Raw genomic sequence first — 9,933 nt, forward strand, 5'->3', positions numbered from 1 at the left:
GGCGTCGCGCGTCAGCGCGGCGGCGGAGGCGTCGCGCGTCAGCGCGGCGGCGGAGGCTCCGTGCGTCAGCGCGGCGCGGGGGCCCCGCAGCGCCGGCGGCGCGGCATGGTCCTCCCGCGTCGCCCGCACTCCGGGAAGCGTGTCCCGCGGTGCGTCAGCGCGGGAAGGCTGTCCCGCCGCCGAGGTCGAGCTCGGTCTTCGCGAGCTCCTCGACGTTGACGTCCTTGAACGTCACGACGCGCACGGACTTCACGAACCGCGCGGACCGGTAGACGTCCCACACCCACGCGTCGGCGAGGCTCAGCTCGAAGTAGACCTCGCCGGCGGCGGACCGCACCTGCAGGTCGACGTGGTTGGCCAGGTAGAACCGCCGCTCGGTCTCGACGACGTACGAGAAGAGCCCCACGACGTCCCGGTACTCGCGGTACAGCGCGAGCTCCATGTCGGTCTCGTAGTTCTCCAGGTCCTCGGCGCTCACGCGTCCATCATCCCCCATGCCCACGGGCCGCACGCCACCGCGACCCGCCGCGGGCCCCGGTCGTCCCGGTCAGTCCGGATCGACGAGCGACGCGTGCACGGCCTCCGGCAGGCCGAACGCGTCGAGCGGCACGAGCGGCTCGAGGTCCGCGACCTCGGCGCCCAGGACGCCCTCCGTCGCGGTCGGCAGTCGCCACGACCGGCGGTGCAGGACGCACGGCCCGAGCGTGCGCAGCGCGTCCAGGTGGTCCGGCGACGAGTAGCCCTTGTTCTCGTCCCAGCGGTAGTCCGGGTGCTGCGCGGCGAGCTCGACCATCATCGCGTCGCGCTCGCACTTGGCCAGCACGGACGCCGCGGCCACGGTCGCGCACGAGCGGTCGGCCTTGACGCGCGTGAGCACGCGCGGCGTCGGCGGGACCTCGGCCTCGACGGCCGCGAAGAGGTCCTGCTGGGTCGGGCCGGACAGCCAGTCGTGCGAGCCGTCCAGCAGCACGACGTCGACGGGTCCGATCTGGGTGCGTACCTCGGCGAGCGCTCGCGTCCCGGCGAGCCGCAGCGCGGCGATGATCCCGACCGCGTCGATCTCGGCCGCGCTCGCGTGACCGACGGCCCGCGCGAGCCCCCAGCGCCGCAGCGCGGGCAGCAGCGCCGTGCGCGCGAGGGGCGTGAGCAGCTTGGAGTCGGCCACCCCGCGGGGCGCCGACCGCGTCGCGGCGTCGACGACGACCACCCCGACGCTCACGGGTCCCGCGAGCGAGCCGCGACCGACCTCGTCCATGCCTGCGACGAGCCGCGCGCCCTCCCGCAGCAGCACGCGCTCGTGCCGGAGGTGCGGTCCGCTGCGCGCCTTCACGCCCCTCGCGGCACGAGGCGCGGCGGTGGCGAGGTCCGCGGTCACGACGGGTCCGGGACGTCCTCGAACGTCGCCGACGGGTTGCGCAGCAGCCCGGCGCGGTCGAGCGGCCACACGGTCACGAACGCGACGCCCACGACGTTCTTGATCGGCACGGCGCCGCCGCCCGGCTTCGCCATGTTGAACCGCGAGTCGAGCGAGCGCTGCCGGTTGTCGCCCATGACCCACAACGACTCGGGTGCGACCGTGACGTCGAACGGCACGTCGCTCGGGATCGCGCCGGGCGCGACGTACGGTTCGTCGATCGCGACGCCGTTCACCGTCAAGGGCCCGCCCGCGACGCACGCGTCGTCGCACACGACGTGGTCTCCGGGCAGCCCGATCACACGCTTGACCAGGTGCTCGCCCGCGTCCTGGGGGTACAGGCCGATGAACGTGAGGACGTCCCGCACGACCTTGTTGACGCCCGTCGGCGCGACCTCCCCGGCGCCGTTGAGCCAGCCGCCCGGGTCCTTGAACACGACGATGTCGCCGCGCCGCAGGTCGAACGGACCCGGGGTCAGCTTGCTGACGAGGATCCGGTCGTCCTCGATGAGCGTGTCGTGCATCGAGGGGCTGGGGATGAAGAACGCCTGGATGAGGAACGTCTTGACGACGAGCGACAGCGCGAGGGCGCTGACGAGGATGATGACGGTCTCGCGGAGCATCGACAGCGCGCCGTTGCGCTGGCGCTTCGCGACGTGCCGGTTCCGGCGCGAGCGCCGGTCGTCGGGGGCGTCGTCGCCCTGCGCGTGGTCGTCGGTGGGCGGGGGCACGAGGCCCTCCCGCGGCCAGGGGGTGCGCCGGGGCTGCTCGTGGACTCCCTCGGCGGGACGGTCGATCACCCGCACACTCTCGCACGCCGCAGGGCCGTTCGTGTACCTGACCACGACACGGTCACGGGGCTTCTGTGACCCGGCTGTGAGGGGTCGGTGCAGGCGCCCGTGACGGGTGCGGGGACGCGTACGGGAGGGCGGGGCGGCGACCGTCGGGCGAGGGTGCGGAGACGCCGACGGGCGGCCACCCCGGAGGGTGACCGCCCGTCGTGGAGCGTCGAGCAGGCTCAGCCCTTCGACGGCACGCTCTCGCGCTTCTCCTTGATCTTGGCCTTCTTGCCGCGCAGGCCACGCAGGTAGTACAGCTTCGCGCGACGGACGTCACCGCGGGTGACGACCTCGATCGACTCGAGCGACGGGGAGTGCACCGGGAAGGTGCGCTCGACGCCGACCTGGAAGCTGATCTTGCGGACCGTGAACGTCTCACGGACGCCGGCGCCCTGGCGGGCGATGACGACACCCTGGAACGCCTGGACGCGCGAGCGGTTGCCCTCGACGACCTTGACGTTGACCTTGACGGTGTCACCGGGGCGGAAGTCCGGGACGTCGTTGCGCAGCGAGGCTGCGTCGAGCTGGTCGAGCGTGTGCATGTGTGCCGCTTCCCCGCCCTGCCACAGGTCAGGAACGTTCTCGTGGGCGCCCCGGCCGCGAGGGGCGGGCGCCTGCGATGGTCTGGTTCCGGTGCGTCCGGGGCCGAGCGATCGGCGGTTCCCGGCTGGCCGTGGGTCGTCTCCCCTGTGGCAGAGACGCGACCTGCGTGCACCAGCGGACAAGTCTGCCACAGCGGCACCCGCCCGCGGTAATCGCGTCAGGCGTCGGCGCGCGCCGGACCGTCGGTCGCGCCGGAACCGGTCACCTGCGGCTCCGCGGAACCGGGCGACCACCCCGTCGCCTGCAGCGTCGCGCGGTCGTGCGCGTCGAGCTGGTCGGGGGCGAGCGCGTCGAGCAGGTCGGGACGCCGTGCCGCCGTGCGGACGAGCGCCTGGTCACGCCGCCAGCGCGCGATGCGGCCGTGGTGCCCGGACAGCAGCACCTCCGGCACGTCGAGCTCGGCCCAGGTCGGCGGCTTCGTGTAGACGGGGTACTCGAGCAGCCCGGCGGCGCCGTGCGACTCCTCGACGAGCGACTCCGGGTTCCCCACGACGCCCGGGAGCAGGCGGGCGACGGCCTCGACCAGCACGAGCGCCGCGACCTCCCCGCCGTTGAGCACGTAGTCGCCCAGGGAGAACTCGCTGACCGTCACGCCGGAGCGGGTCGCGTAGTGCTCGGCCACGCGTGCGTCGATGCCCTCGTACCGCCCGCACGCGACGACGAGGTGCGTCTCGGTCGCGAGGCGCTCGGCGGTCCGCTGCGTGAAGCGCGTGCCCGACGGGGTCGGCAGCAGCAGGTGCGAGCCCTCGTCGAGCAGGTCGTCGAGCGCCCTCCCCCACACGTCGGGCCGCATCACCATGCCCGCACCACCGCCGAACGGGGTGTCGTCGACGGTGCGGTGGCGGTCCGACGTCCAGTCGCGCAGGTCGTGCACGCGCAGGTCCAGGAGCCCGGCGGTGCGCGCCTTGCCGACGAGCGAGAGGTCGAGCGGCGCGAGGTAGTCGGGGAAGATCGTGACGACGTCGACGCGCACGTCAGGCCTCGTCGTCCACGCCGTCGCGCGTGCCTGCGGCGCCGTCGCCCCGCGTCTCGTCGGACACCACGAGGTTGGCGGCGTCCGACGCGAGAAGCCCGCCCGGCGGGTCGAGCACGACGCGTCCGCCGGCGACGTCGACCACCGGGACGATCGCCCGGACGAACGGCACGAGCGTCCGGGCGCCGTCGGTCTCCCGGACCACCAGGACGTCGTGCGCGGGCGCGTGCTCGAGACCGACGACCTCGCCGAGGACCCGGCCGTCGACGTGCTCGGCCCGCAGGCCGGCGAGCTCGTGCGGGTACCAGGCGTCCTCGTCGTCGTCGGAGTCGTCCGCGTCGACGACGAGCGTCACCCCGGTCAGCCCTTCCGCGGCGGTGCGGTCGGACGCCTCGGCGAACGTCACGTACCAGCGGCCCTGCTGCACGCGCGTCCGCACGACGGTGAGCGGGCCGGCCGACGCGGGCTCGGTGGTGAGCACCGCTCCCGCGGCGAGCCGGTCCTCGGGCGCGTCGGTGCGCAGGTCGAGCGCGACCTCGCCGCGCAGGCCGTGCGCACGTCCGATCCGCGCGACGGTCAGCAGCATGGGAGTTCCTCCGAGGGATACGGCGTGGATCGGGCGCCCGGTTCCGGGCGGGCGACGACGGCAGGGCGACGACGGGCAGGCACGGCACAGGCCCGGTCCCCAGGTTAGGGGACCGGGCCTGTCGAGCCGTCGGGCAGCCGCCGTGACGGCGTGCCCGGGGGCGGGTCAGCGGCGGTCGACGTCCACGACGTCGACGCGCACCGCGCCGTCCGGGGACAGCGCCCCGACGACGGTGCGCAGCGCACGGGCGGTGCGTCCGCCGCGACCGATGACGCGTCCGAGGTCGTCCGGGTGGACCCGGACCTCGAGGAGCTCGCCGCGCCGCAGGGACGAGGCGCTCACGCGCACGTCGTCCGGGTGGTCGACGATCCCGCGCACCAGGTGCTCGAGCGCGTCGGCGAGCATCAGGCCTGCTCGTCCTCGGCGGCGGGCGCCTCGTCGGCCGGGGCCTCGGCAACGGCGGCCTTCTTCTCCGACGCCGTCGCCTTGACCTTCTCGGCGTCAGCGGCGGCGGCCTCGATCGCGGCCTTCGGGTCGGCCTTGTCGCCCTTGGTCCGCAGGGTGCCCTCGGCGCCCGGCAGGCCCTTGAACTTCTGCCAGTCGCCGGTGACCTTGAGGAGCGCGAGGACCTGCTCGGTCGGCTGCGCGCCGACGCCGAGCCAGTACTGCGCGCGGTCCGAGGTGATCTCGATGAACGAGGGCTCCTCGGTCGGGTGGTACTTGCCGATCTCCTCGATGACGCGGCCGTCGCGCTTGGTGCGCGAGTCCGCGACGACGATGCGGTAGTACGGCGCCCGGATCTTGCCGAGACGCTTGAGACGGATCTTCGTGGCCACGGTGTGGTCTTCTCCTGGATCTGCTGGGGTGGCCTCGAGGCGCTGCCCGTGGGGTGGGGCGCCGTCCGGCCGAGGACACGACGACAGCAGGTAGAGGGGCTGCAGCCATCGGGTACAGCCGACCATTGTGCCAGACGTCGCACCGTGCTCCCAAGCCGGTCGGCTGCGTGCGACGACGGCCGTCCGACGGGCCGTCCACGGAGGCCGTCGTCGACGTCCGCGCCGGTCAGCGCACCCGCTGCCCGCGCAGGACCACGGCGGCCGGGTCGGCGAGCACGCGCACGTCGTCCCTCGGGTCGGAGGTGTAGACGACCAGGTCGGCCGACGCGCCCTCGCTCAGCCCGTCGGCGCCCAGCCAGGCACGGGTCCGCCAGCTCGCAGCCGCGACCACGTCCCGGTCGGGGATGCCGGCGCGCGCCATCTCCGTCGCCTCCTCGGCGATCCGGCCGTGCCCGATCGTGCCGCCCGCGTCCGTGCCGACGAGCACGCGCACGCCCGCGTCGTGCAGGTCGCGCACGTGGTCGTACCGCCGCTCCCCCATCGCGCGCATGCGCGCAGCGAACAGCGGATAGCGCTCGGCGCCCTGGGCGGCGATCGCCGGGAACTGCGCGACCTGCAGGAGCGTCGCGGTGACGGGGATGCCGGCGGCGGCGATGCGCTCGACGTGCTCGGGGGACGCGCCGGTCGCGTGCTCGAGGCAGTCGACGCCCGCGTCGAGCAGGTCGTCGAGCGACTCGGTCGCGAACGTGTGGGCGGTGACGCGCGCACCGGCGTCGTGCGCGGCGGCGACCGCCTCGGCCAGCACGTCGCGCGGCCAGAGCGGTCGCAGGTCGCCGTCGGCGCCGAGGTCGCGGTCGATCCAGTCGGCGACGAGCTTGACCCAGCCGTCGCCGCGCGCGGCCTCCTCGCGGACCGCGGCGGGCAGCTCCTCCACGGTCGCGAGCTCGCGGCCGTAGTGGCGCAGGTAGCGCTTGGGACGGGCGAGGTGCCGGCCGGCGCGGATCAGCCGCGGCAGGTCGTCGCGCGCGTGCACCCAGCCGGTGTCGGCGGGCGAGCCCGCGTCGCGCACCAGCAGGACGCCCGCGTCGCGGTCGGCCAGCGCCTGCTTCTCCGCGGTGCCGTCGTCGACAGGCCCGTCGGACGCGAGCCCGATGTGGCAGTGCACGTCGACGAGGCCGGGGAGCACCCACCCGTCGAGCGTCGCCGTGGGCGACGCGGCAGGACGGGAGAACGTCACGCGTCCGCCGACGACCCACGCCTCCCCGACCTCGCGGTCGTCGTCGAGCACGACGGTCCCGCGCAGGTGCAGCACCTCGCCGGCCGTCATGGCGTCAGCGGCCGAGGAAACGGTCCAGCCCGGCGGGGAGCTGCAGGTCCGCCGGGTCGACGTCCTGCTGCGCGGCCGGCTGGCCGAGCCCGAAGGCCGAGCCGGTCGCCGCCGGCGTCGCGGGGCCGCGCTCGAGCGCCGCCCGCTCCTGCGCGGCACGCTTCGCGGGGTTCCCCGACTTGCCCTTGACCTTCCGCGCGGGAGCCGCGGTCTTGCCCCGCGACTTCTTGCCGCCCATGCCCGGCAGGTTGCCCATCCCGGGCATGCCCGGCATGCCGCCGCCCTTGGCCATCTGGCGCATCATCTTCTGCGCGCCGTCGAACCGCTCGACGAGCTGGTTGATGTCGGTCGGTGTGGTGCCCGAACCGCGCGCGATGCGGGCGCGGCGCGAGCCGTTGATGATCTTCGGGTTCTGCCGCTCGGCGGGCGTCATCGAGCGGATGATCGCCTCGATGCGGTCGACCTCGCGCTCGTCGAAGCTGTCGAGGGCCTCCCGCATCTGGCCCATGCCGGGGAGCATCCCGAACATGTTCTTGAGCGGGCCCATCTTGCGCAGCTGCTGCATCTGCACGAGGAAGTCCTCGAGCGTGAAGTCCTCGCCGCTGACGAGCTTGCCGGCCATCTTCTCGGCCTGCTCGGCGTCGAACGCCTTCTCGGCCTGCTCGATGAGCGTGAGCACGTCACCCATGTCGAGGATGCGCGAGGCCATGCGGTCGGGGTGGAAGACCTCGAAGTCCGTGAGCTTCTCACCCGTGGAGGCGAACAGGATCGGTCGGCCCGTCACCGACGCGACGGACAGCGCGGCACCACCGCGCGCGTCGCCGTCGAGCTTGGACAGCACGACGCCCGTGAAGCCGACGCCGTCCGCGAAGGCCTGCGCGGTCGCGACCGCGTCCTGGCCGATCATCGCGTCGATGACGAAGAGGATCTCGTCGGGCTCGACCGCGTCGCGGATGTCGGAGGCCTGCTGCATGAGCTCGGCGTCGACGCCGAGGCGGCCCGCGGTGTCGACGATGAGCACGTCGTGCTGGCGGGTGCGCGCGGTCTCGAGGCCCTGGCGGGCGACCGACACCGGGTCCGCGCCGGCGGGCAGGTAGTCGTCGGAGCCCTGGTTGCCGGGGTGCGGCGCGTACACCGGCACGCCGGCGCGCTCCCCCACGACCTGGAGCTGCGTGACCGCGTTGGGGCGCTGGAGGTCCGCCGCGACGAGCAGCGGCGTGTGGCCCTGGTTCTTGAGGTGCAGCGCGAGCTTGCCCGCGAGGGTCGTCTTGCCCGCACCCTGCAGACCCGCGAGCAGGATGACGGTCGGCGGACGCTTGGCGTACGCGAGCGGCCGGTTCTGGCCGCCGAGGATCGACACGAGCTCGTCGTTGACGATCTTGACGACCTGCTGCGCCGGGTTGAGCGCCTGCGACACCTCGACGGACAGCGCGCGCTCGCGCACGGCCCCCGTGAAGGACCGCACGACCGGCACGGCGACGTCCGCGTCGAGCAGCGCGCGGCGGATCTCGCGCACGGTCGCGTCGATGTCCGCCTCGGACAGACGGCCCTTGGTGCGCAGGTTCTTGAAGGTCGACGTCAGTCGGTCGGACAGGGTGGCGAACACCGGGCGGTCCTCACGCTTCGGGGATCACGGACGTCCCAGGGTACCTGTCAGGACCCGGCCGGCCCGCGCGACGAGGTCGTCGACGAGGGTGCCGCGCCACGCGCTCCACGCCGCGGGACCGGCCGCGGACGCGTCGGCCTCGGTCAGCGCGCGGAGCACCGCGAGCAGGTCGGCGCGGTGGTCGACCGCGTCGAGGAGGCGGTCGACGGTCGCGGGGTCGTCCGGGTCGGCCGTCGTGGCGAGCTCGACGAGCGTCAGGTGCTCCCGCACGAGGCGCGCGACGTCCGTCGCGACCTGGTCGTCGAAGCCCATGCGCAGCACGATCGGCGCGGCGAGCCGCGCACCCTCGACGGAGTGGTCCCCCGCCCCCGCGCGCTTGCCGATGTCGTGCAGGACCGCGGCGAGCAGCAGCGTGTCGCCGAGCGCGAGGTCCCGGCGTGCGTGCCCCGCGCGCGCGACGGTCTCGACGAGGTGCCGGTCGACGGTGTGCCGGTGCACGGGCGAGCGCTGCGGCCGGTTCCGCACGCCGGCCCACTCCGGGATCCACGTCGTCACCACGCCCGCCAGGTCGAGCGCCTCCCAGATCGGCACCTGCGCGTGCTCCGACGCGAGCAGCTGGAGGAAGGACGTCCGTGCCGCCTTGGGCCACGGTGTCGGCAGCGGAGGCGTCGCCGTGAGGCTCGCGACGGTCACCGGCGAGAGCGCGAGTCCCGTCCGGGCGGCGGTCGCCGCGGCGCGCAGCGAGAGCAGCGGGTCCTCGGCCGGGCGGGCGTCGACCGCGAGGACGATCTCGCCGTCGTGCTCGACCAGGTCCTCCGCGATGGGCCGCAGGCGCGGCGGCGTCCGGCGTCCGCGGACCAGCACGGGCCTGCGCGCGGGCCGCTGGAGCGCCTGACGGGCGTTGCGCGCGGTCGTGTCGAGCGCGTACGAGATGACGCGGCCCGCCTCCGCGATGCTCGCGAGCAGGTCGTCGCGGTCGTCGAAGCCGACGAGCGCCGCGACCTCGTCCTGGTCGGCGAGCAGCAGCCGGTTGGTGTGCCGACGCGTCGCGACCTGGACGGCGTCGCGCACGTCCAGGAGGTGCGCGTACGCGTGGTCGACCGCGCCGTGCGGGCGGTCGGTGAGCCACGTCGCCGCGAGCGCGCTGAGCACGACCGCATCGCGGATGCCGCCGCGGGCCTCCTTCAGCTCGGGCTCGATGCGGTACGCGAGCTCGCCGTGCTGCTCGGCGCGCTGCCGGGTCGACGCCAGCAGCTCGGGCAGGCGGCGGCGGGCCGCGGACCGCCAGTCCTCGAGCAGCGCCGACTTGGCGCGCGCGATCACCACCGCGTCGCCCGCGACCGGCTGCAGGTCGAGCAGGCCGACCGCCGCCGGGAGGTCCTTCGACGCGACCTGGCGGCACTGCGCGAGCGAGCGGACCGAGTGGTCGAGGTCGAGCCCGGCGTCCCAGATCGGGTACCAGAGCCGCTGCGCGAGCTCGGCGAGCTGCTCGGGCGAGTGCCCACGCCCCTCGTGCACGAGCAGCAGGTCGAGGTCGCTCACCGGGCTCGCGTCGCCGCGGCCGATGCTGCCGACCGCGCCGAGCGCGATGCCGTTGACGTCCTGCCCGTCGGTCGCCTGGTGCCAGAGCTCGGCGAGGCGGTGCCGGACCAGGTCGACGGCGGCCGCGCGGCGCGCGACCCCGTCGGCGGTGGGGCCCGTGAGGCGGGCGGCGAGGTCGAGCCGCTCGACGCGGAGGTCCCCCACCCC

At 74.6% G+C, this 9,933-nt stretch carries 11 protein-coding genes; all 11 read right to left on the reverse strand.

Going from position 1 to position 9,933, the window contains the following annotated elements; all coding sequences use genetic code 11:
• Positions 1–154: 154 nt before the first annotated feature.
• Positions 155–478 carry a DUF2469 domain-containing protein gene (locus CTKZ_RS16250; RefSeq protein ID WP_124343921.1) on the reverse strand — a complete coding sequence of 108 codons (324 nt, stop codon included), beginning with the start codon at positions 476–478 and terminating at the stop codon, positions 155–157.
• A 69-nt stretch (positions 479–547) separates the two neighbouring features.
• Positions 548–1,375 (reverse strand): ribonuclease HII, encoded by an 828-nt coding sequence (gene rnhB, locus CTKZ_RS16255; RefSeq protein WP_124343922.1) that lies wholly within the window; start codon positions 1,373–1,375, stop codon positions 548–550.
• A complete protein-coding gene (gene lepB / locus CTKZ_RS16260) occupies positions 1,372–2,145 on the reverse strand; it encodes a signal peptidase I (protein ID WP_235843520.1) in 774 nt (257 codons plus the stop codon). Before lepB ends, rnhB begins: the two co-directional genes overlap by 4 nt.
• Positions 2,146–2,432: 287 nt before the next feature.
• The gene (gene rplS / locus CTKZ_RS16265; RefSeq protein ID WP_124343923.1) at positions 2,433–2,795 is read right to left on the reverse strand and encodes a 50S ribosomal protein L19; all 363 of its coding nucleotides are present in this window, start codon (positions 2,793–2,795) and stop codon (positions 2,433–2,435) included.
• A gap of 218 nt (positions 2,796–3,013) precedes the next feature.
• Positions 3,014–3,829 (reverse strand): tRNA (guanosine(37)-N1)-methyltransferase TrmD, encoded by an 816-nt coding sequence (trmD, locus tag CTKZ_RS16270; RefSeq protein WP_124343924.1) that lies wholly within the window; start codon positions 3,827–3,829, stop codon positions 3,014–3,016.
• A gap of 1 nt (position 3,830) precedes the next feature.
• The gene (gene rimM / locus CTKZ_RS16275; RefSeq protein WP_124343925.1) at positions 3,831–4,415 is read right to left on the reverse strand and encodes a ribosome maturation factor RimM; all 585 of its coding nucleotides are present in this window, start codon (positions 4,413–4,415) and stop codon (positions 3,831–3,833) included.
• Between the two features lie 165 nt (positions 4,416–4,580).
• On the reverse strand, positions 4,581–4,820 hold the full coding sequence (locus tag CTKZ_RS16280) for an RNA-binding protein (RefSeq protein WP_124343926.1): 240 nt from the start codon (positions 4,818–4,820) through the stop codon (positions 4,581–4,583).
• On the reverse strand, positions 4,820–5,251 hold the full coding sequence (rpsP, locus tag CTKZ_RS16285) for a 30S ribosomal protein S16 (RefSeq protein ID WP_124343927.1): 432 nt from the start codon (positions 5,249–5,251) through the stop codon (positions 4,820–4,822). Before rpsP ends, CTKZ_RS16280 begins: the two co-directional genes overlap by 1 nt.
• A gap of 226 nt (positions 5,252–5,477) precedes the next feature.
• Positions 5,478–6,578, reverse strand: coding sequence for an amidohydrolase family protein (locus CTKZ_RS16290; RefSeq protein WP_124343928.1), 1,101 nt, complete (start codon positions 6,576–6,578; stop codon positions 5,478–5,480).
• A gap of 4 nt (positions 6,579–6,582) precedes the next feature.
• Positions 6,583–8,184, reverse strand: a complete 1,602-nt coding sequence (ffh, locus tag CTKZ_RS16295; protein ID WP_124343929.1) for a signal recognition particle protein — start codon at positions 8,182–8,184, stop codon at positions 6,583–6,585.
• 24 nt (positions 8,185–8,208) lie between these two features.
• Positions 8,209–9,933 (reverse strand): [protein-PII] uridylyltransferase (locus CTKZ_RS16300; RefSeq protein WP_124343930.1); only part of this gene is annotated, 1,725 nt, incomplete at its 5' end.

It is taken from the genome of Cellulomonas algicola (genome assembly GCF_003851725.1).
GTDB lineage: Bacteria > Actinomycetota > Actinomycetes > Actinomycetales > Cellulomonadaceae > Cellulomonas > Cellulomonas algicola.

What these genes read in the sequence shown, in the direction of transcription:
- rplS (WP_124343923.1), bottom strand. Translation starts at nt 2,795, where the DNA reads ATGCACACGCTCGACCAGCTCGACGCAGCCTCGCTGCGCAACGACGTC.
- rimM (WP_124343925.1), bottom strand. Translation starts at nt 4,415, where the DNA reads ATGCTGCTGACCGTCGCGCGGATCGGACGTGCGCACGGCCTGCGCGGC.
- CTKZ_RS16280 (WP_124343926.1), bottom strand. Translation starts at nt 4,820, where the DNA reads ATGCTCGCCGACGCGCTCGAGCACCTGGTGCGCGGGATCGTCGACCAC.
- CTKZ_RS16290 (WP_124343928.1), bottom strand. Translation starts at nt 6,578, where the DNA reads ATGACGGCCGGCGAGGTGCTGCACCTGCGCGGGACCGTCGTGCTCGAC.